This is a genomic window from Verrucomicrobiia bacterium, from assembly GCA_035946615.1.
GTDB lineage: Bacteria > Verrucomicrobiota > Verrucomicrobiia > Limisphaerales > UBA8199 > DASYZB01.
In genome coordinates this window covers 23,292-44,440 of the sequence record DASYZB010000111.1, presented here as the reverse complement: position 1 = coordinate 44,440, position 21,149 = coordinate 23,292, and the positions used below count along the sequence as shown (strand labels likewise).

The 21,149-nt window shown below is 58.4% G+C and carries 13 protein-coding genes; 4 read left to right on the top strand and 9 right to left on the bottom strand.

What is annotated here, in order from left to right:
• Positions 1 to 459: 459 nt before the first annotated feature.
• Positions 460 to 1,749 carry a DUF2264 domain-containing protein gene (locus VG146_16050; protein ID HEV2393866.1) on the bottom strand — a complete coding sequence of 430 codons (1,290 nt, stop codon included), beginning with the start codon at positions 1,747 to 1,749 and terminating at the stop codon, positions 460 to 462.
• A 207-nt stretch (positions 1,750 to 1,956) separates the two neighbouring features.
• Between VG146_16050 and VG146_16045 the strand changes: the two genes are divergently transcribed.
• Together VG146_16045 and VG146_16040 are read left to right on the top strand one after the other, a co-directional pair.
• Positions 1,957 to 2,907 (top strand): DUF1080 domain-containing protein, encoded by a 951-nt coding sequence (locus VG146_16045; protein ID HEV2393865.1) that lies wholly within the window; start codon positions 1,957 to 1,959, stop codon positions 2,905 to 2,907.
• Between the two features lie 269 nt (positions 2,908 to 3,176).
• Positions 3,177 to 4,628, top strand: a complete 1,452-nt coding sequence (locus VG146_16040; GenBank protein HEV2393864.1) for an NAD(P)/FAD-dependent oxidoreductase — start codon at positions 3,177 to 3,179, stop codon at positions 4,626 to 4,628.
• 272 nt (positions 4,629 to 4,900) lie between these two features.
• Here the strand turns inward: VG146_16040 and VG146_16035 are convergent, their stop codons facing one another.
• On the bottom strand, positions 4,901 to 6,946 hold the full coding sequence (locus VG146_16035; protein HEV2393863.1) for a hypothetical protein: 2,046 nt from the start codon (positions 6,944 to 6,946) through the stop codon (positions 4,901 to 4,903).
• Between the two features lie 301 nt (positions 6,947 to 7,247).
• Between VG146_16035 and VG146_16030 the strand changes: the two genes are divergently transcribed.
• Positions 7,248 to 7,751: a helix-turn-helix transcriptional regulator gene (locus VG146_16030; protein HEV2393862.1), complete on the top strand. Its 504-nt coding sequence runs from the start codon at positions 7,248 to 7,250 to the stop codon at positions 7,749 to 7,751.
• 18 nt (positions 7,752 to 7,769) lie between these two features.
• Positions 7,770 to 9,089: an NHL repeat-containing protein gene (locus VG146_16025; GenBank protein HEV2393861.1), complete on the top strand. Its 1,320-nt coding sequence runs from the start codon at positions 7,770 to 7,772 to the stop codon at positions 9,087 to 9,089.
• Positions 9,090 to 9,130: 41 nt separating this feature from the next.
• Here the strand turns inward: VG146_16025 and dinB are convergent, their stop codons facing one another.
• The 7 genes from dinB to VG146_15990 form a co-directional block, all read right to left on the bottom strand.
• The gene (gene dinB / locus VG146_16020; protein ID HEV2393860.1) at positions 9,131 to 13,834 is read right to left on the bottom strand and encodes a DNA polymerase IV; all 4,704 of its coding nucleotides are present in this window, start codon (positions 13,832 to 13,834) and stop codon (positions 9,131 to 9,133) included.
• Positions 13,835 to 13,937: 103 nt separating this feature from the next.
• Positions 13,938 to 14,567 (bottom strand): transcriptional repressor LexA, encoded by a 630-nt coding sequence (lexA, locus tag VG146_16015; protein ID HEV2393859.1) that lies wholly within the window; start codon positions 14,565 to 14,567, stop codon positions 13,938 to 13,940.
• Between the two features lie 454 nt (positions 14,568 to 15,021).
• Positions 15,022 to 16,722 carry a CotH kinase family protein gene (locus VG146_16010; protein ID HEV2393858.1) on the bottom strand — a complete coding sequence of 567 codons (1,701 nt, stop codon included), beginning with the start codon at positions 16,720 to 16,722 and terminating at the stop codon, positions 15,022 to 15,024.
• Between the two features lie 115 nt (positions 16,723 to 16,837).
• Entirely contained in the window at positions 16,838 to 17,695 is an 858-nt protein-coding gene (locus tag VG146_16005) for a substrate-binding domain-containing protein (GenBank protein HEV2393857.1), read from the bottom strand.
• A 34-nt stretch (positions 17,696 to 17,729) separates the two neighbouring features.
• Positions 17,730 to 19,850 carry a phosphodiester glycosidase family protein gene (locus VG146_16000; protein HEV2393856.1) on the bottom strand — a complete coding sequence of 707 codons (2,121 nt, stop codon included), beginning with the start codon at positions 19,848 to 19,850 and terminating at the stop codon, positions 17,730 to 17,732.
• Entirely contained in the window at positions 19,780 to 20,460 is a 681-nt protein-coding gene (locus VG146_15995; protein ID HEV2393855.1) for a hypothetical protein, read from the bottom strand. Before VG146_15995 ends, VG146_16000 begins: the two co-directional genes overlap by 71 nt.
• A complete protein-coding gene (locus tag VG146_15990) occupies positions 20,457 to 21,116 on the bottom strand; it encodes a hypothetical protein (GenBank protein HEV2393854.1) in 660 nt (219 codons plus the stop codon). Before VG146_15990 ends, VG146_15995 begins: the two co-directional genes overlap by 4 nt.
• Positions 21,117 to 21,149 lie beyond the last annotated feature (33 nt).

Here is a 21,149-nt window from a genome sequence, read left to right as displayed (position 1 = left end):
CAATCGGCATCCGCCGGTAACCCACGGTAACCGTACGGTCGCCTACGGTCACGGTAACCAAACCGCCCCCAGACACTGGCTGGCCATTGGGACTGTGAAAAAGGCTAAAACCGCGCAATACGGGCCACCGCGCGCAACCCGAAAGCCAATCTTGACGGTCAATCGGTGGTGACGCAATGCCCTTTTTAAGGTTTGCGGCCGAACGGTCCAACATTTTGAGGACGCGAGGGGAAATGGCCTGCGGGGGTACGAGGACTCTCGGCTCCAGTAGATAAGCGCCGTTGGACAATGCCGTTACGCGAAAATACTTGGTCTTGGTGCGGCGCAAGCTGATTCGCTTCTTTGCATCCGCGCCGGGTTTGCTCCGTAAACTTGCGGGAGGGCTCAAGGCCTCCTGCGCCTGACTTCATCGACTACATGGCCAAGATACCGAAGAGGCCCTCATCGGGAGGTTGTTTTTTATTGTGGGCGATTTAGAGTCGGCAGCTCCGCTTCCCGCACGTCGCGAAGGGCATGGTCCGGGGGCAGATTTTCGCCCGACCAAATCTTTTGCGAGGTCCATCGCTCAGCAGGGGCATTCCAGAATTCAGCGGTTGGCGGCAGGCCAAGGGGCAGCAAACCAGCCGAGCACAAATAAAGGCTGCCAGTAGAAATATAGCGCTCACCCAGCGCAGGTTGATGACCACAGAAACCAATTTGCAACCACCCGGTGGCATCGAATGTTCCCGCGGCTTCCATCATTTTGCGGATGACCGCTGTCAGCGCGCAACGCACCTGGGCTGGTTTGATATTCCCGGAGAGTTCGCGCAACCATGCGATGAGCGCGAGGGTCTGAAAGGCGCCGAAACGATACGCCGTCGAACGGCCAAGCGACGGAAACGTTCCGTCCGGGGCGATAAGCCGCTCCTGGATTTGCGCGAAGCGTTTCGCCCGCTGCAAAATGGTTTCGTAAGCGGCCACAAATCGCGCGTCGCGCCTCTTCAACACAGAGAGCACATCGAGCAGCATCGGTTGGATGACAAAGCTGTTATAGTAATCGAAATGGAAAAACTCGCCGTCGCCGTACACGCCATCACCGACATACCAACCGAGCATCTTGCGCGCACAGTTCTCGAGGCGCTCTTCAAGCGTCGGCTCGCCGAACTCCAGCAGCGCCGCCTCGATTGTCGCGGCGAACATCACCCAGTTATTGCTCGCCGGCGTGGCTATCGCCCGCGAGGATTTGAAGGCGGCGAGCACCTGCTCTCTGACCCGCGGCTTGAGCGCCTTCCACAAAACGCCCGGCGCGCGCAAGATGCCCTGGGCCAGAAAGGCAGTGTCAACCAGCGGTTGGCCGCCCTGAGTGAAATTCATGAAGTCAGGCGAGTGCGGATCGGTCGCTTTATCCAGGGAGACCTGTGCGAGATGAATCAACTCCCGCTGCAGCGCTCGCTCGCTTTCGGGTGGATCATCCAGGGAAAGCCAAGGCGAAATGCCGCAGAGTAACCGGCCAAAGGCCTCGAGATGGGTGCAGGCTGCGCGGTTCGAACCGGGCCGCTCTTCGATAGGCATTTTTGACCTCAACTGGCCCTGAGCCAAATTTGCCAGCACAGGCCGCGCAAGCTTTTCCGCAATGGAGACCCAATAGCGCCGTTCATCAGCGCCCGTCGGGTCCTGCGGTTTGCTCTCCGCTGCCCTGAGCGGCAACACCCGGGCGCCCAGAACACCCGCCAGGGCGGCGGACTTGAAGAATTCGCGGCGTGTTTTCATCACAACTGAACCGATGGGGCCAGCCCGTAAACCATCGTATGCTTCCAATAGGTTGTCGGGAGGCTTTTGCATTCACAATATGAAAATGGCTTGTGGTGGCGTTTTCCTGTGGAATCCCGGCGAAATCGAGCAATTCCAAATCCTGCTTTGACTTCTGCCGCGCAGCGATGTTGACTGCCTTCGCTCTGATAGTTCGATCTTGGAATTATGAAAACACTGCTGCCAATTGTGCTGCTCACCACATCGACGGTCCTTTATGCCGCTGAAAAACTTAGCGAAATCACCTTCCTAAGCCCCGCAACCGCCGGGCCGGACTACGCCGGCCAGGGGGAATACAAAAACGACTGGGGCGGGTCGCAGGTGATCGCGCTCGGCAACGGCAACTTCCGGATGGTGACCTATCCCGGCGGGCTGCCCGGCGAAGGTTGGGACCAAAGCGCCAGGAGCGAAAGCGCCGGCAAACGGGAGGGCGCGCAGGTGGTGTTCACCGGAGAGAACGGGTACCGCGCCGAATTGGCCAACGGCAAGATAACTATTACCACTCCCAGTGGCGGCCCCTACACGATGGAAAAGGTCGAGCGCAAAAGCCCGACGCTCGGCGCGAAGCCGCCCGCCGATGCCCTCGTCTTGTTCGACGGCGCCAGCCCCGCGGCCTGGAACGGCGGGCATATGACTGACCAGCATTGCCTGGCCTCCGGTTGCAAGAGCAAACAGGAATTCACCAACTTCACCGCGCATGTGGAGTTTTATTTGCCGTTCAAGCCGTTTGCCCGCGGCCAGGAGCGCGCCAACAGCGGCGTTTATCTCCAGGACCGTTACGAGATTCAGGTGCTCGATTCCTTCGGGCTCAAGGGCCTGGACAACGAATGCGGCGCCATCTACTCGCAAACTGCGCCCGCCGTAAACATGTGTTATCCGCCGCTCACCTGGCAGACCTACGACGTGGATTTCACCGCTGCGCAGTTCGATGACGCTGGCAAGAAGACCAAGGACGCGATCGTCACGCTGCGCCACAATGGCGTGCTGGTTCTCGACCAGGTTAAGCTGAAAGGACCCACCCCCGGCGGCAAGGCAGAAAGCCCGCAGGGCGGCCCGCTGCAGCTCCAGGGCCACGGCAACCCGGTTTGCTACCGCAACATCTGGGTCGTGCCGAAGTAAAGCAAGGCGCGCGGCGGCTTATGATGTTCAAGCAGCCGAAACAGCGGGGCCGTGCCTGCTGGCTTGTGACCCTAATCGTTCTCGGGTGCGTCTCGCCAGGCCACGGCTATAGTTCAACCAACAATTCGGCTCCTGCCCTGCTCCCTTCCGGCTTTCTGAGTGCCCTGAATTGCGCACATTGGTCTCACGATCCACGGCGCGCCGGATTGCCTTGAAGGGTGGGCGTCTCGCTATCCCCCACGGGGCGCATGTCTCAGTTTTAGCTTAACATGGCCAGTCCATACGATGCGGTGGTGGTAGGCTCGGGGCCAAACGGGTTGGCAGCGGCCATCCGTCTGGCTCAGCAAGGCCTGCGCGTTCTTGTCCTGGAAGCCAACGCCACCATCGGCGGCGGGAGCAGGTCCGCCGAATTGACACTCCCCGGTTTCGTTCATGATGTTTGTTCGGCTATCCATCCGCTCGGGGCAGCTTCACCTTTTTTTCAAACCCTGCCGCTCGACAAATACGGGCTGAAATGGATTCAGCCTGAATGCCCGCTGGCCCATCCGTTGCCGGACGGCCAGGCGGCTGTGTTGCGGCGAGACGTTGCGCAAACAGCAGCCGGCTTCGGCGCCGATCAGCGCCGGTACGAACGCCTCTTTTCACCACTCGAGCGCAACTGGGAAGACCTGGCTTCGGAATTCCTCCAGCCTTTGCTGCACCTGCCGCGGCATCCTCTCGTGTTGTCGCGATTCGGCTGGAATGCGCTGCGCTCCGCAACTGGCCTGGCGTTGACCAAGTTTAGAACCGAGCCGCCGCGGGCGTTGTTTGCCGGGCTGGCGGCGCATTCATTTTTGCCGCTCGATGCGAGGGCATCGGCGGCGTTCGGACTTGTCCTGGGCATGCTGGGCCACGCGGTGGGGTGGCCGCTGCCGCAGGGCGGTTCGCAGCAGCTTTCCAACGCTTTGGCCGCGCACCTGCGCACTCTCGGAGGCGAAATCCTCGCCAACCGGCGGGTGGAGAACATGGACGAGCTGCCTGAGTCGCGGGCGGTTTTGTTCGATGTGACTCCGAGACAATTGCTCCGCATCGCCGGCGCCCGCTTGCCAGAGCGTTACCGGCGAAAACTCGAACGCTACCGTTACGGCCCGGGTGTGTTCAAGCTGGACTATGCCCTAAACGGCCCCATCCCGTGGCGAGCCGAGGCGTGCAGGCGCTCCGGGACCGTTCACGTCTGCGGCACATTGGGCGAAGTTGTGGCGGCCGAGCAGGCGGTGGCGGATGGTCACCCGGCAGAACGGCCTTTCGTGTTGCTGGCGCAGCCGAGCGTATTCGATCCGTCGCGCGCGCCGGAAGGCAAACACACCGCCTGGGCCTACTGCCATGTCCCGCACAATTCCTCTTTCGATATGACCGAGCGCGTCGAACAACAGATCGAGCGGTTTGCGCCGGGGTTTCGCCAACTCATCCTGGCGCGGCGCACGATGAACTGCGCCGACCTGGAAAGCCGCAATCCAAATCTCATCGGTGGCGACATCAACGGTGGCGCGGCGAATTTATGGCAGCTCATTGCGCGCCCGGTGTTGAGTTCCGTTCCCTACCGCGTGCCGCTGCGTGGGGTTTATCTTTGTTCTTCCTCGACACCGCCCGGCGGGGGCGTTCACGGGATGTGCGGCTTCCATGCGGCTGAAGCGGCAGTTAGAGAGATTAGCGCCCATGCCTCCAGAGAGCGAATTGGGTGAAAATGAAGAATGAGTTTCCGGACACGATTTGGCAAGATGCTCAATCATTCCGGTGGGGGCGTTTCCTTTGCGGAGTAAAAATGAGCGGCGAGGGCCTCCGACTCGGGAGTGCTCTTGCCTTGGGGCAACCCGGGTGGCTTTTGCGCGTACAGCGGCTTTTGCTTCCGAGCGAAAACTTTATGGCGTTATGGCGGATTTCATTCCATGAAATCGGCATGAAGGGAAGTTAGCGAAAGCTCGATCAGGCGACAAGCTCAGCAAAAAGGCCGAAATCAATTTACTGTTTCAACCCACTTTGCAATTTGGTCTGTTGACATGGGTCCGGGCTGAACCTTCAACTTGCGGGTCGCTGCCACGGCCTTATAACTCGAACGCAAACCGGTCGTGGGAAAATTCTCTCCTATATCGTGCAACAAGAGCGGATGCGGCGCCCCCAGAATGGCCGCGCCTTCGAACCCGCCCATAGCCAGGATGCCGGGACAGAACACGTCGGGGGCCAGGAGCGCCTGTTCATCCGAGACATCCAATCCGGCACAATCGGCAACAACGGCGTCCGCCCCCGGGGCGGCGAGTAACGCCCAGAGTCCTGCATGACCCGTCCCTGCCAGAATGACATGGAAAGGCAAGGATTGTCGCGGGTCAACTCCCCCGGCGGCGGCGCAAACCGTCAACAGGTCGCGTACGCGTTGCTGAAGCTCCGTTCGATTGTAGGTGGTAAAGAAATCGGCAAATGGGTCCGGTGTCGCGCCGCTGCTGAACTGGTCGATTTCCAACACAGCCAAACCGCGAGCTAAAAACTCGGAGGCCGCCTGACTCGGCGCGTTCTGGGCTGGAGTGGTGTGCTCGGTTGCATCGCAAAGCACGACCAGCTTAGGCGCGGCGTTGCTCAGGATACCCGGAGGCGCCCAGTAGGTGGCGGAAACCGGGACAGTTCCTCCTGGGCGCATGAGGCGCAGAGAAGCGCGCAGGAACTGGCCCTCCTGTTTGGATTCTTCGACCTGAATCCCGGGCCGGCTGAGCGGCCATTGCACCTGCAAGGTGTGCCGCCAGGCCGGCTGCATCAGGGCCTGGTACTTCCTTAGCCCGGGTTTGTTCCGTGGGACGAGGGCTTCCCATTGTGCCCGATGCCGCCGGCGCAAGGATTGGATGAACTGCTCCTGAGTCATCGCATCGGCGGGCAAGGCACTTCCGGCAAAGACACGCAAATCCGCATTCGGTTCTTTTCGATAGGAGGCTTCCTTCACGACGACATCCCCCGGGCGGTGCAAAAGCCATTTGGCGAACCAGGTATAAACGGCTTCGCGGCTGGTTTGATTGTAATTATGGCCGAAGTTGAACTGCTCATAGCTAAAGTTTTCGGGCGCTCCAAGAAGTCTGTAGATATGAGAAATCGAGGGACCTTCGACCCTCATGGTGTCTTTGGTCCAATCACCGGTAGCCGAGACCAGGAGCTGGGGACGGGGCGCTGCAGCAGCGGCAATCTCCATATTGGAATACTCCACACGCAGGCCCGGGGCGTTTTCGCAAAGGCACCCGCCCTGCATGATATGGGAGACCATGACGACCGGGACCTGGGCTGCCAGGCGATCATCAACCGCTCCCAGCAAGTAGGTTTGGGTGCCTCCGCCCGACTCTCCCGTGCAGGCCAGGCGCTTGATGTCCGCATCCGGCAGAGAGGCGAGAAAATCCAGCGCCCGGATGCTGTTCCAGGTCTGCAGGCCCAGCAAATCTATATTCCAGAGCAGATCGACCCGGTTCGTGGCGAACTGGTGATGAACCTGGTAGAAGGGTTCGTTTGTTGGGCTATCGATAAAGTGCGTATCGTTGAACCCGACCATGTCGTAGGAAAATGCGATCATCCCCTGGCGCGCCTGGCTGATGCAGCGAGCCGCGATGCTGCCATCCTTCGTGTCGGCGAAGCGCCCTTCATCCCAATGCCCGTGCGGATTGAGCACCGCCGGAAAAGGTCCGCTGCCCTGGCCGCGCGGGCGGTACAGATTTCCTCCCAGATAAAAGCCAGGCGCGGTCTCCAAATAGACCTTCTCGATAGTATAGCCATCGCGCAGGATTTTACCGAACACATGCGCCTTGAGCGGGGTTTTATCGGGCATAGGCCAAAGCCCGCAACTGACCAGAACCTGCTGGCGGATTTCTCTCGCGCGGTGTTGCCATTGCTCGCCTGAGGTGATTTGGGGGAAATCCCTCGGAGTATTCAGGTCCTTATGGGGACCGGCCTGCTCTGGAGCGGCGGGGCAGCGGTTCCGGCACAAAACGAGCAGCGGCAGCAGGAGCAGCAGGGGGGCGAAGCGGGTTTTCATAGCGGTACTGGCATTATTAGAAGAAAGCTCTTAAGCGAATGCAAGCGACGAAAAGCAGCCCGGCCTTAATCCTCGCCCAATGGCTGAAATGTATGACCAGAAGCGCATCACTCCTGCGCTCTCAGGATTCATGCTGCCATAGAAAAGGGATTAAACCGCCGAATACGCGGCAATCGCCTGATTCTTTCGCGTATCTCGTATTCCGCGGTTCGATAAAACTTTGTAAGCGAGGTTTTAAGCCCGGCAAGCCCGGCTTCCAGCCTTGCCAAAGGGCCAGGCCAAAGGTTACAAGTTTGCTGTCATGTCCACTGTTGCCGCTCAACTGCACCAGGCCCGCGAAGCCAGACGCCTCACCGTCGAGCAAGTGGCGGAAATAACCAAAATCCGCTCCGACCACCTCCGGGCGCTCGAAAAAGGGGATTTTAACATCTTCTCCGCCCCGGTTTATATCCGCGGTTTCGTACGAACCTACTCGACGTTGCTGAAGCTGGACGTGCCCCAAATCATGGCCAGTCTGGATGCCGAACTGGGCCAGACCCAAAAATTTGCCGAGCCGCCACCGCTCTCGGGTCCGCCGCGGGGCGTGCTGGACCTGCTGATGCTCCAGCTTTCAAAGGTGGATTGGCGCAAGGGCATTGCAGTCGTAGGGGCCTTGGTGGTTGTTACGACTGTCCTGGTGGCGGTTGCCGTCCATCGGCACTATGCAAAAATCGATCCCCTGCGCAGTCTGAAACCGGCGGTCTATCACACTAACCCGAAGACCTCCGGCGAGACCGTGCCGCTGCCCTCGCCTTCAAAACGGTAGCTGATCGAGAGTTTCTTCATGAGGAGTTTCGTTTCTATCGCGGCGCTGGCGGGCTGCATTTTATGCAGCGCGTTTGATACGCAAGGACAGTCCTACGCCTTCTCGACCCTGGCCGGCCTGGCGGGACAGGCTGGCTTCACCAACGGAATAGACGGCCACGCTCGTCTTCATGAGCCCGCCGGCATCGCTGTGGATTCCTCGGGCAATATCTATGTAGCGGACACGTTGAATCATACGATCCGCCAGTTGACCCCATCGGCCAATGGGTGGGTTGTGAGCACCTTGGCCGGGTTGGCAGGCGCCACCGGCACCAATGACGGCCCGGGCAGTTCCGCGCGCTTTTTCTTTCCTTACGGTGTAGCGGTCGATAGCGCCGGCACAGTTTATGTGGCGGACACTTACAATCAGACGATCCGCACATTGACTTCAACCGGCACAAATTGGTGGGTGAACACCATCGCTGGTTCGCCAGGGGCGCGCGGGAGCGCCAATGGCGTGGGCGGCGCAGCTTCTTTCTATTATCCTTCCGGCTTGGCTGTCGATAACGCCGGGAATCTGTTTGTGGCGGATACCTACAATCACACGATTCGCGAGGTCAGCCCAGGGGCGGGAGGGTGGAATGTGACGACCCCGGTTGGTCTGGCTGGCGCGCCCGGCAGCGCTGATGGCACGAATAATTCCGCGCAATTCAATTTTCCGTATGGCATTGCGGTCACAGGGGTGGACCAGTTGTATGTAGCGGACACCTACAATTCGACTATCCGCTCTGTGACGCCCTCAGGCAATGACTGGGTCGTGAGCACTGTGGCCGGATTGCACGGGTTCGCCGGCAGCGCTGACGGCACAAACCATAGCGCCTCTTTCGAGTATCCGTTTGGCGTGGCGGTGGATACCGCAGGCAATCTTTACGTGGCGGATACATACAACGATACGATTCGCGAGGTGACGCCGATTGGGACCAATTGGATCGTCAGGACCCTGGGCGGCGCGCCCGGAATCAGCGGCAGCACCGATGAGGTCGGTAATCTGGCCCTCTTTTACCAACCCGAGGGTTTGGCCACCGATTCGAGCGGAAATCTTTTTATCGCCGACACCTATAACGACACCATCCGTTTTGGTCAGCGGGGCCTGGTTTTGACGGCCATAAGGGCGGGAAACCGGCTCATCCTTTCCTGGCCCGCCACGGCGACCAATTATGTGCTGGAAACGAGTGCTGTGGCAGGCGCTACGGCCCTTTGGACTCCGGCGACCAATGGTGTGGTCCAATCGGGGAACAGTTTTTTTCTGACGAACAATCCTACTGCTGGCGCCGCCTTTTTCAGGCTGCATCAGCAGTAGCCGGACGCCCTGCAGCCCGCGCCGGCGTTTGGGACTGTGGCCTATTTCTTCTTTATCCTCGGTTGCCCCGCCCGCAGCACGCGCAAGGTATAACCGCGCCCGTTTTCGAATGGCTCGACTGTGGCGGTGATTTCCAGGACGCGATAGCGGATCGTGCTCAGGCCATAGGACCGGTAAGTGCGCGCAAAGAGTTCGGTCTCCACCACACCGGTCCAGTCTGCCAGGGTAAGGAACTTCATCGGCTCACCGGTGACCTGGTGAAAGAGGCGCTGTTCGATGACCAGGCCACAGGTAACGATTTGTTCACCCAGATGATTGCCCAGGCGGTTGACGGGGCAATAAGTCTCCCAGGCGATGTCAGGGAATAGCTCAAGCGGATGACCGCTCACCGGGTAACCCAGGAGTTCCTCTTCAGCCCGCAGGCATTCGAGGCGCCCGGGTTCGGCCAATGGAACGGAAGGCAAGCGATCGATGTCTCCGGGAGGCAACAGCCAGGGTTGGTGATGCCTTGGCAGGCGCGCTATCGCGTTACGCGGCGTATTCTGGCTGTGGGCGCGCGCCGGCGTAGCGGTTGCCAGATTGCGTGCCACATTGGTTCTGAATTGCCAATATTGCGCGGTCCGGCTTTGGCCGAACTCATCAAACGCGCCCACGCGAATCAAGGCCTCCATTTCTTCCGGCAACGGTTGGACGCGCGCCAAGAAATCGGCCAGCGAGGAAAACTTGCCCAGAGCCCGTTCGCGGAGGATAGCTTCTTTGGTGCAGGTGGTGAGGCCCTTGACCTGCAGGACGGGGACGCGGATTTTTTTAGTAGAACGTGTTTTACCGCGTCCCCTCCCATCATTTTGGTTCTGGTTCTCGTCCTCATCCTCGAAACCATCACAAAATCGAGGACGAGGGGGATGCGTCACCGTAAACTGAGGGCCGGGTTCATTGATGGATGGCGGCAGCAGCGGGATGCGCAACCGATGGCATTCGAGGATGTAAACCAGCGCGTCATAGAAACCTTTGCCGTTGGTGAGGACAGCGGCCATAAATTCTGCAGGGTAATACCGCTTGAGCCAGGCCGATTGATAGGCCTCGACTCCATAGGCCGTGCTGTGCGCCTTGCAAAAGGCATAGCCGCGGAAGCCGGCTACCAGGTCCCAGACTTCGGCAATCTCCGCTTCGGCGCGACCAAGGCGCCGGGCGCAATTGGCGAACTCGATTTGGATTTGCGCAATCAGCTCGGTTTTGTCTTTGGCCAGGGCCCGCCGGAGGATATCGGCCCGCCCAGGTGGCAAGCCGGCAAAGGCCTCGCAGATTTGCAGGATATGCTCCTCATAGACCACCAGTCCGTAAGTGCTGCGCAGGCATGGTTCGAGCGATGGATGCGGGTAATGCGCCGCGCTGAGACCCTGGTAACGCCGGGCGAACTCCATTTTCTTGCTCTCATTGGCGGCGCCGGGGCGAATAACCGAGACAATGGCAATGAGGGTATCGATGTCCCGCACGTTGCATATCCGGCAGAGGGAGATCATGGCGGGACTTTCAATGTGATGAACGGCCCGGGCATTGCCGCTGGCAATCAGCGACCAGACCTTGGGATCATCAAACGGACCGGAGGTTGAGGGCAAAGCCGAAATTGGAATTGGGGCCCCAAAAGAACGCAAAGAACGCAGAGAATCTGAAGGTGAGGCGCTCGTTTGCTCTATAGGTGTTCGGCTTGTTTGCGGGTCGCAAGAGATTTGCGGCACATGCGATGGCAAAGGACGTTCAGTTCCAGATTCGCTTCTTTGCGTTCCATGCGTTCTTTCGCGGCAATTTCCCATCACATCCCGCATCACAGCCAGGCCGCCCTGGGCCAGGATGTCCATTTTAACCAGGCCGACCGCTTCGACCGAATCCATATCAAAATGCGTGGCAGGATAGCCTTTGGCGGAAATGAAGCAGGGAGTGATTTCATCTATTGCCTGGCGCGAGAGGACCAGGCCGCACGGATGCATTTTTGGATAGCGGGGGAACCCATCCAGAAACTGGGCCATGCGCAGCGCGGTCGAGTAAGGCTCCTGGTCAAGGGGCAAATCGCGGCATTCGAGCGTGCTGGCAACGGTTTCAACCAGCTCGCCGGCCCTCGAGAAATGGGGCAGCCGCTCGGTCAATCGGCGCACCTGATGCTCGGAAACACCCAGGACCTTCGCCACCTCCGCAAAGGCGCTCCGGGATTGAAAGGTCGAGAACCCGCCAACCACCGCTGTGTGCCCCGGACCATATTTTTCGAAGATTAAATCGATTACATCATCTTTGCGGTCGTGCGGGAAATCGACATCGATATCCGGCAGCTTGTTCAGCGCCATCCGCTCTTTATTGAGGAAGCGGCGGAAATAGAGATCGAACCGAATGGGACATACACCGCTGATCTCAAGACAATAGCAGGCAAGCGAGTCCGCTGCGCTGCCGCGGGTGATCCATTCGATGCCCCGGCGGTGGCATTCCTGCAGGATATCCCACATCACCAGGAAATATTCTTCGTAACCGACATCCATGATGATCGCCAACTCCTCTTCGAGCTGCGGCCGGAGGGCGGCGTGGTTGTCGGGGTAACGGCGCTCGAGCCCATCGAGCGCCAGACGCCGCAGAAAAGCGGCTGGGGCGGACCCGTCCGGCGAGTAGCTGGGGAACTGCGGTTTGCCGAGTGAAAATTCAAACGAACAGCGCTCGGCGATTTCAAAGCTGTGTGCGAGCAGTTCCGGGTGCGCGCCAAACCGTTTCTGCATTTCGGCGTCGGGCCGGAAATGATAATCCCCATCGAGCCGCTTTTCGGGATGTTGCTGCCGCAGCAGGGTCAGCGTGCGGATGCTTTGCACGATATCGTATTTCCAACGGTCCGCAGGCAGTTCGTAATGAATTGGCAATGATGCCACACAGGGCAAGGCAAGAAGGCTGACGGATTCAAAAGCTTCGAGGCTGTTGATTTCGAGATAAAAACGGCCTGGAAATAAAGAAGCCAGAGCGGGATTGGCGCTTACGGCCAAAAGACCATCGGTGTGAGGCGCAAAATCGGAGGCAGGCGCGCTCCCCGCACGGCTTAAAATGCGGCAGAGATTGCGATAGCCGGTTTGGTTTTGGACGTAGAGGCAGACGCGATGGCCGCGCCAGTTGAGTTCAGCCCCAATAATCGGTTTGATCCCCGCCTCGGCTGCCGCCTGCGCGAATTCTACCGCGCCGTGCAGGTTGTTCTTGTCGGTTAAGGCAATGGCCGGCAGTTCATGGCGTTTAGCCAACTCGACAATGGCTCGGATGGAGAGGGTCGAATCAAGAAAGGAATAGTAGCTGTGAATATTGAGCGGGATGCAGGAGCGCTGTGTGGCGCGGGGCGCGTGATGGCGGATACTGTATCCGAGATGAGGCATGGCATTAGCCGCAGATTTCAATTCCACGCGAAACCGGAGCTCCGGCCCGGGAGAAAAGCTCGTTCGCGGCGTTGTCTCAGGGCGATTGACACCCGCGCAGGTGTCTCGCCTGCGGGTTTCCAGGCGTTTCGCCTGGTTTTTGTGCGGCGAGACGCCGCCCAAACCCGCCGGCGAGGATGCCTGCGCTACTTTAAGAATAAAATCGTGACCGCGCAGGACCACGCCACGGCCATATTTTTGGCGCAACTCGTCCAAGGTGCCGGCCAGGCGTTGCCGGGCCATGTGTTGGCGGGCGGAACCGTCCAAAACCAACTCCTCGCCGAAGCGGCCATCATAAACATTAGCCAGTTTGAGCGAGACAAGCCGGAGGCTGACCCGCCGGCGCCAGGCCCTGCGAAGCAGACCCGAAATCATTCCATAAATTTCAGTTTCCAGGGCGGTGGGTTCGATGAGGCTTTCGCTCGCTTGCTCTTCATCCATGTCATTGTAACGGACTTTCACCGTTACTGTGCGGATGCTTTTGCCGTCCTCGCGTACTTTGGCCATGAGCTTATCGGCCATCCGCCGCAAGGTAGCGTCCAGGAACTCTTCATCGGTCGTATCGGCCGCGAATGTCTCCTGCTCGCCGTAAGATTTGGCTGCGGGGCGCATCGAGATGACTGGCCGTTCATCGATGCCCCGGGCGAATCGGCGCAACTGCGGGGCCTGACTGCCAACCAGCAGGTTTAGCAGGTCGATGGGCGTTTGCGCAATCTGGCCAATGTGCGCCAGGCCGGCCGCGGTGAGTTGAATCGAGGTCTTCGGCCCGACCCCAGGCAGCCACTGGCTGGCCAGGGGCGACAGGAACTGCGCCTCCCCTCCATTCGGCACAAACTCAAAGGCGGAGGGCTTCTTGAGCTTGGAAGCAATCTGGCTGACGAGTTTGTTGCCGGCGATGCCTTCACTGACCGAGAGCCTCAGCGCCTGGCAAATCGCACCGCGAATTGTTTGGGCGATGCTCACCGCCGGCTTGCGGGTGGCGGTCAGGTCGATGTAACCCTCGTCAATCGAGCCCACCTCGACATCCGGCGTGAAATCGTAGGCATACGAAAACATCAGGCGCGAAAAGAGCTCATATTTCTCGAAGTCGCCGGGCAACAACACCAGTTTGGGACACAGCCGGCGCGCCAGGGCAGTAGGCATGGGCGTGTAAATGCCGAACTGGCGCGCCTCATACGAAGCCGAGGCAATGATGCCGCGTTTTTCTCCGCCGACGGCTATGGGTTTGCCCCGCAGCCGCCGGTCGGATGCCTGCTCGACTGAGGCAAAAAAGGCATCGGCATCCAAATGCACGATGGACCGACACGGAGTCATAAAAATCGATTCTCTAAATTTCAAGTCCCCGGTCCTGGACAACGCGACAGCGTCTTGGACTGCGCCAGTCCTCTGGCGTTTTTCAGTCGGGGTTTTGGAATTGTTATTTGCGCCTGCGCACCAGCGCCATCATCACCCCCTGAATCTGCAATTCCTCTCGGGGCATCAGGTTTGGGTAGCGAGGATTCTCCGCCCGTAAATAGGGTTTGCCTCGCTGCATGAGGAACGTTTTTAGCGTAACCTGCCCATCGATTAGAGCGGCCACCACGTCGCCCGGACGCGGCTGCACCCCATGCTCGATAATGGCGATGTCGCCATCGACAATATTTTTGCCGATCATCGAATCGCCGTGGACCTTCAGGCCGAAGGTTCGGGCGCTCGGTTTAATCCCTAAAGTGTTTACGTCGATTAGCACACAGCCCTCTTCCTCCTGGGCGGCATCCTGAGGCAGGCCGGCGGGGATCGAGCCATAGATGGGAATGGATACCACTCGGGGCCGAGGCTGGTCCTTGGGGCCATGCGGGTTCACCACTTGCAGCGAGCGGGCGCGCCCGGGCAGATTTTTCAGCGCCCCTTTGACCAGCAGGGCCTGAACGTGCGCCAGCGCCGCATTGGGACTGCGAAAGCGGAAATGCGCGGCAATCTCGCGCAGGGTGGGCGTAAGCCGTTCCGAATCCTGCTTTCGCTGAATAAATTCCAGAATCTGTCTTTGCTTATTGGTGAGAGCTCTCATAAGGGGTCTGATTTGAATTTACACGGACGATTGCCGCCATTCACCACCGCCAATACGCGGGATGAGTCGACAGTCGTAGCGCAGGTTTCCGAAGCGTTGCATAATCAAAACCAGCGACGGGCTGTCCCGAAGGGACATCCGAGAATAGCCCAACGTTTCAACGTTGGGGAGGGATGTCGCAGTCCTTTAGTCCCGAAGGGACGGCTGAACCTGCACACTTGCGCCTTCCAGTCAGCCGTCCCTCCGGGACTAAAATCCTTTCCCAACGTCTCCCCAACGCTGAAGCGTTGGGCTATTCTCAGCCATCCCTCCGGTATGAGAACTGACTTTGAGCAATGGCCTTTAGCCAACGCCATCAACATTCATACTGGACATTAGACCAGTAATGTATTTTCGTCCAGATATATTTTTTACACCCCTGTACGCGTTTGTGAGTCAGAAGCGCAGTCGAATTTCACTTGTCCAAACCTGCTTCAACTGGAAAGATCCCCCGCTCTCTGAATTGGTCGAGAACGATGCTAGTCCTTTGGGGAAAGTATTGCGTCAGGAGCCGATCGACTTCCGGCTGCCAGTCGCCGGCCACCGTATAGAATTTATACGGGCCGGTCTTATAACGGTCAACCCTCCGACGATAATTGCCCCAACGCGCCGCTTCGGCAGCCATGGCTTTCTCAACGTTTCTCGCCAGGATTCGATAGCGTTCAGCCGCCGACCCCGGCGCCAGAACGCCATCGCCAAGCAGCCATTGACGCACCCGCTCTGCGAATAGACGGCGGAAATTGTCGTTTTCTGATAACCGCTGGAAAAGGCGCGCCGGGCTTTCGTCATCATCGAAACCCAAGGTATTGGCATGCAAATCTTCGAGAGACCGCTCGGCGTCCCAAACAAAAAAACGGAACTTGCCCGCGGGCGCGCGGGGCCGGACGGCGTACCAATTGGCAGAGCGGTCCCAATCGGTGTTGCCGGCATAAAAATTAAGTATCATGAAATCAGCGAATTGGGCCAGATCGACCTGGTTTGTGATCGATTGGTAATTGCGCTCATCGGTTAAACCGGAATTGGCAAGCTCAAGCACCGTTTCCCAGGCGGAGGCATCGCCGCTTTTGGTTTTGGCTCCTTTTCGAAAATCATAGCCGGCCTTTCCTTTTTCTTCAAAGCCAGGCCCGGGTGATTCGCAGAGATTGTACACGCCCCAATACAGCCCGTTGAGGTAAAGATGAACGAACGCGCCGCGGGGCGCTGGATAGCCCATCGCCCGCAGTGTGTCGCGCATCCATTGGTCGCGGAGATAATCGGCCCGTTGCCGCTCGGTCCCGTCGCTGTGCAGCCATGAGTTATTGTTGCCAGCCCGGAGAATGAGGGTGTCGAACTCAGCCGGTTTTTCCTTTCCAAAAAGAGGAAAGTTTAGCTCGCCCAATCCGTAACGGCGCCTGAAGCGCAACCGAAAGGAGTGTTTGGGAGATTCTTCCGGGCTGCGGCTCGATGCGCCGTGGATTCGCAAACCGCAAATGGTATTGAACCCGGAGTCGCCGTTAGAATCCACCATCTCGACAGCCGCTGAACATTCCCACGCGCTCCCCCGTTCCATCGGATGGGAGTAAATCCCGTGCCCGCCCCCGAACAGCTTCTCCGGGTCCGCGATAAGCGAGAGTGTGGGGAGCGATTTGATTCCTTCGACAAATGCGCTTCGGGAGGCGGGTTCTTGCGCGGTGTCCTCGGCAATGGCATAGGATGCTGGAACAGCCCGCCCGCCATTGGTGCCCCAGTTGGCCGGGAATTGATCGCCGCGCTGCCGCAAAATGTCCGGAATAAACAGGTAAGTCCTGGCAGTCGCTCGGCCAACAATCGCCCCGTCCAGGAATCCCGCGGCTTGGATGATGGTGGTCCCCTTAATAGAGATGGGATGCTGATACCGAATTCCGCTTTTCAGGTCGGGGTCCGTCCCGTTTGTGGTGAAAAGGATTGCAACTCGCGGAACGGGACTGGAGAGGGTAATTGAAAAGGGTGAATTCTGGTAGCCACTTGGGGGCTCAATCTGAACCGAGGCACTTGATTTGTCGCCAGGCCGATCCGATCTCGTCGCGGTTTCTGCTGGAAGCAGCCATTGGCTCAAGAGCAGCCCAAGAAAAAAGGAAATGGCCGGGCTTGTACGCACGGTTAGGACATACCTTTGAAACGGTTTGGGCGCCGCCTCAGCCGGCAAACACCTCGCTGAAGCGAGGTGTTAATGAGACATTGAAAAGACAGGGTTTTCCTGAAACACATTGGGTCTAGCGCCCACTCCTTAACTTAGCTGGGAGCGGGTAAAAGCCGGCTTGCTGAATCACTTGCTGGCCGGCCTCGCTTCGAATCCACTCCACAAAGGCGGTCATCCTCGGTTCCGTGCCCAGCGGGCCGACGTATGCATAGAGGTAACGAGTAATCGGATAAATCCGGTTTGAAATGTTTTCCTGGTTAGGTTCCACAGGCGTTGAGGAAACGACCCGCTTGACTTCGAGTGGGCGGGCGCCCTGCAACTTTGCGAGCGGCCCTATTGCGATGCCTTGGTTATCTGAAGCAACCGCCTGTGTTGGCTCTGCGCCAGCGGGAGCAGTCACTTGAGATACGACAACCGGTTTGCCGTTAAGGACCTCATCCCGAAACAACTCGGCCCAGGCCGCATTGGTGTTTTGACTGTAAACATTGACGGCGCCATCGTCACCACCTACCAGCTTCCAATTCGTGTATTTGCCTGTGAATACCGCCTCAAGTTCTTCGTAGGTCAGCGCCTTCACCGGATTGGCCGTATTGACATAAACGGCGACACCTTCTACGCCGATTTTGTATTCATCGGGGCGCTTGCCCAAGGCCTCCTGGCACGCCCGAGCCTCCTTATAGCGGATAGCCCGAGGCAAGAGAATGATCGGCGCCTCTTTGCGGTCAAGCGCGTCAAGGGCGGCCTCGAGACTGCCTGCAGTTGTCTGTATCTTTAGCCCGGGATGTCCCTCCATATACGCGCGGGACAACCTCTTGCCCACGCCGGCCAGACTGTCTGTGAGCTGGATATTGAGGGTTTGCGCGCGCGCTGAGGCGCAAAGGCCGAGCGCCAGCACGATAGCAAAGCATGGTTTGATGTTTAAGTTCCTCATGTGAGATTCCATCATAGAGGGCACGCAACCCACGCTACTTTTTCAACCGAAAATAGGTCGCCAGATTTGAGAAGCCAGTCACATAGGGGCTGCTGACGATTGGCCCGGGGACATCCGTCCATGGCCCTGCCAGGCTGTTGGCTTGTTGAAGGGTAAAGCCGCCGCGGGTCCAACTCAGATTCGCGGTATCATTCGAGACGGTGATGCCAAGAGGCGGATTCGAAACGTACGGCAGGGTGATGGCGAGCGAGAGGCCAAAGGTGATATCCGGGCTGAGGGCATTGTAATTGTGCACCTCGGCAGCCAGCACGTTATCGCCATTGACAAGGTTGGTTGTCAGGGGGCCTGTCACAGCCCAATTATCCGGGCAAGTTGCATCGCCGCTGCATGGGTAACCTATCGCTAAGGTCGAGTTTTGAATCAGCGCAGGCGCAGCAGCCATTCGCAATCGGTAGATTTCAGTGCCGTTGAGATAAAACACGGCGCCGTCATCAATAAAATCCTGAAACAAAAGCGAAACGCCGGATAGATTATTGGTAAAAGTGAAATGCGTGCGCAAATAATAGGTGCGAAACGGATAGCCGCTTGCTGGGTCCAGTGGCATCTCAGTATTCAGCGGCACATAAATCGCCGCGTTTGGCCCCCGGTTATCCACCCACAGCACTCCCGGTCCCGATCCGTCCCAGGCTGAGTCATCATAGGAAGGTGAGGTCCAGTTGATTCCATCGAGATTGGTTGTGTCGTATTGCCAGGTATTGGTCAGATCGAACATGGCATTTGTGACGGCATAGTTCGACGTAATCAGAAAGAAGTTCGACGAGACATAGGGATTCCCGCCTGTAGAGGACAGGACTTTGAAGTAGTAGCCTGTGCCTGGAGCAAGCCCAGTGAGCAAAGCAGCATGGTTTGTGACCAGAGCCGAGTATAATAGCGTCGAAAACCCCAGGTTGGTTGTCGGCCCGTATTGCACCTGGGTCGTCGCAGGACTCAGAGTTGTCCAGGTGACCGTGGCTGCCGTATCGTCGGGCAGGGCCGAGACATCATTGATGAAGGCAGGGACCGGTTTGAGAAAAAAGCCCAGATGACAGCCTATCGTCCGCTCGACCCTGTAAGAAGCCGAGGCGCTGTCATGATTGAGTTCCACCACATGGCCTGTCGTATCGCGGATTGCCAAACAGGTCGAACCGCCTCCGTCCATATTGGCCCCGTCCCAGGCCCCCACCAGCGCGAGCCAATCTGCCGTTTCCCAATCCCATGCCCCATCGCTGTAGCCTGACTGCCGTCCGTCAATGGTCAGCATATACAGATAACGCCGGTCCTTCGAGAGCCCGAAACCAGTTCGGGGGTTAACCTGATGAACAAAATCCACGCTGTTGGTGTATGGGTAAGCAATGTTGACACCGTTGACCAGGACCGCGTAAAGCCCGGAAACGATAGTGTACTGCCCAGCGGTTGAAGCTGGCGGCCAATTTGTTGGGATGAACGTCGGCTGATTGGATGCGGTGAACATGAAAGTCCCGGCATCGGTCGCACTTTCCTGCACGGACACAACCTGGCCAGTGGTCATCAATTCCCCAGTCACGACGAACTTGGTCCATTGGGGAAGGGTATAGCTGGGAGAATCGAGCGTGTTGGGGTCATGGAAATTATTGGCATTTATCACGAGCTGCGGGGTGTAGGTCGTGAGGAAATTTGTAGTCGTGAGTCCGCCGGTCTCATATAAATTGAGCACGTAATTCGTCGTCCTCGGCGTTGCGAACATCCGCACATCGGGGTCCGTCAGGTCCACTCGGAGGGCGTTGACGACCTGCAGGTGGGGCAGGCTTGTCCCGTCAGGGGTATTGGTCCCTACCGCCCAATCCACCGCTTTGAATAGAGGCACCCATGGGCCCAGAACGGTTGTCGCCTGGGTTTTACAGAGGGCCGTCGCCCACAGGCAGACAAAGAGCAAACGGGCAGGAAACCTCGTGGAACTCATACGGCCGGCCATGCCGGCAAAAGCGGCAGAGAGCTGCCGCAGTCCAAGACGCTGGCGCGCCTTCCAGAGCCATCCATTGCTTGGCAGGAGATTATTTTCGTTCAGTTCACCTTGCGCTGTACTGGTAATCATAGCCGGGGATTGGGTCTCGAGTATAGGCTGCGTTGTAACCATCATAATAAATCCTGGTCAGGCCGACGTGGCCGTCCACGAAACCCGCCACGCTTTGCGCATCGCAATAAAACGGCATGTTCTCTTTTCCGGTTTTGCTTTTGTGCCAGGACAGAGGGGCGTGCGCTGTCCACTCCATGACCAGCAAAGTTTTTCGGGGATGCTTCACGCCGGAAAGTTGCAGGCCGGCAATATTTGGCATGCCGGGCAATGTGACCCCGTTGTAAACGTAGCTGTTGAAATCGAACCGGAAGCTCAGATGAAAAGGCACGGGTTCCGAGTAGCCCCGGTCCTGAGGACAGGCAAAGGCGGTGTCCTTGGCGCTCGATGGCGCTGTGAGGCCCAGGTAACGTTTGACTTGTTCCTTGTACGACCACCAGAGGTTCCGTGTATCGCTTGGCGATGTGTCCGGCAGCCCGCCATTGTCCGCTGCGTAATCCAGGATGGCCCGATCGATTTTGCCCAGGTTGCCCGCGCAAACCACCTGTGCAGCCTGCTGGCGCCCGCTTTCAAGCCGCCCGATGACAATCGCGCCCAGAACGCTCAAAACGGCCAGCAGCACCAGCAAGTCCGTTATGGTGAATGCTTGAGGTTCGGTTTTCAGAAACTGCATCATAGCCCGGCCTCTGAGTAGCACCCAGCTACATTGGAGGCCGTAATCGCAACAAACTCCTGATCAAACCAGCCCTGCATGTCGTGCGGAGGCGAACCGGCTGCAATTCCCTGGGTGCGGCTGATGACGGCAGCTTGCAGCAAACCTTGCGCGAACAGAACACGCAAATCTACCAATTCAGGCAGCTCACCTGGGCAAAAGGCAATGATGGCCGGCTTGATGTCACCCAATTGCCGCCGTTGTCCCTCGGTGAGCACTGGCGGACCCATGAACGATACGATGACACTGCCCTTGGGCGTGGCCCGGATCAATTCGACGAAGTCCCCCGAGGGTACTTCAACTGGCCGTAAGGGGTCCACCTGCAAGAGATGAATACGACCCAAGGTAGCATGGGCCCGGCGCAGCGCCTTTCGGAAGCTGTCTAGTTGGACATCTGTGGCCGGGTTGTTGAAAGCCGTTGTGTCGCGAGTGATGACTATCACGCGGCCACCGGGCTGCAAAAGGCCCAGTGCCTGCTGTGCCAAGAACCATCCGGCCGCCTCATGCGGTTTGCTATTAAACCGCGGTGGCAAGCCCCCTTGCAGTTCGACTCCAATGACAGCAATCGCCCCCAGCGTAACCAGGGTCGCGCCAATGCACATTATTCTGCTGTCTCGCATTAAAATCGGCTAAGGGTCGCGCATCGGCTGGAG

Excerpts from the sequence above, each read along its gene's own strand:
- VG146_16050 (HEV2393866.1), bottom strand. The coding sequence starts at position 1,749 with ATGAAAACACGCCGCGAATTCTTCAAGTCCGCCGCCCTGGCGGGTGTT.
- VG146_16045 (HEV2393865.1), top strand. The coding sequence starts at position 1,957 with ATGAAAACACTGCTGCCAATTGTGCTGCTCACCACATCGACGGTCCTT.
- VG146_16040 (HEV2393864.1), top strand. The coding sequence starts at position 3,177 with ATGGCCAGTCCATACGATGCGGTGGTGGTAGGCTCGGGGCCAAACGGG.
- VG146_16035 (HEV2393863.1), bottom strand. The coding sequence starts at position 6,946 with ATGAAAACCCGCTTCGCCCCCCTGCTGCTCCTGCTGCCGCTGCTCGTT.
- VG146_16030 (HEV2393862.1), top strand. The coding sequence starts at position 7,248 with ATGTCCACTGTTGCCGCTCAACTGCACCAGGCCCGCGAAGCCAGACGC.
- VG146_16025 (HEV2393861.1), top strand. The coding sequence starts at position 7,770 with ATGAGGAGTTTCGTTTCTATCGCGGCGCTGGCGGGCTGCATTTTATGC.
- dinB (HEV2393860.1), bottom strand. The coding sequence starts at position 13,834 with ATGACTCCGTGTCGGTCCATCGTGCATTTGGATGCCGATGCCTTTTTT.
- lexA (HEV2393859.1), bottom strand. The coding sequence starts at position 14,567 with ATGAGAGCTCTCACCAATAAGCAAAGACAGATTCTGGAATTTATTCAG.
- VG146_16005 (HEV2393857.1), bottom strand. The coding sequence starts at position 17,695 with ATGAGGAACTTAAACATCAAACCATGCTTTGCTATCGTGCTGGCGCTC.
- VG146_16000 (HEV2393856.1), bottom strand. The coding sequence starts at position 19,850 with ATGATGGTTACAACGCAGCCTATACTCGAGACCCAATCCCCGGCTATG.
- VG146_15995 (HEV2393855.1), bottom strand. The coding sequence starts at position 20,460 with ATGATGCAGTTTCTGAAAACCGAACCTCAAGCATTCACCATAACGGAC.
- VG146_15990 (HEV2393854.1), bottom strand. The coding sequence starts at position 21,116 with ATGCGAGACAGCAGAATAATGTGCATTGGCGCGACCCTGGTTACGCTG.